Origin of the sequence: Vibrio sp. Sgm 5, assembly GCF_026241575.1 — a bacterium.
Classification (GTDB): Bacteria; Pseudomonadota; Gammaproteobacteria; order Enterobacterales; family Vibrionaceae; genus Vibrio; species Vibrio jasicida.
Map to the genome: position 1 here is coordinate 1 of NZ_JAPHPY010000173.1, position 204 is coordinate 204.

Annotated in this window: 1 tRNA gene; it reads right to left on the minus strand. The window is 50.5% G+C overall.

Going from position 1 to position 204, the window contains the following annotated elements:
* Nucleotides 1-128 precede the first annotated feature (128 nt).
* Nucleotides 129-203 (minus strand) — tRNA-Gln (locus OQJ86_RS26565).
* Nucleotide 204: the final 1 nt, after the last annotated feature.

Sequence of the window (204 nt, forward strand, 5' to 3'; positions counted from 1 at the left end):
GAGAGACTTGAACTCTCACACCTTGCGGCGCCAGAACCTAAATCTGGTGCGTCTACCAATTCCGCCACGACCGCATCGTGTTTTTTAGTCACTAAGGTAATTGGCATAACCTTAATAACGTTTTGTAATGGCAGGGCTACCTGGATTCGAACCAGGGAATGGCGGCATCAAAAGCCGCTGCCTTACCGCTTGGCGATAGCCCTA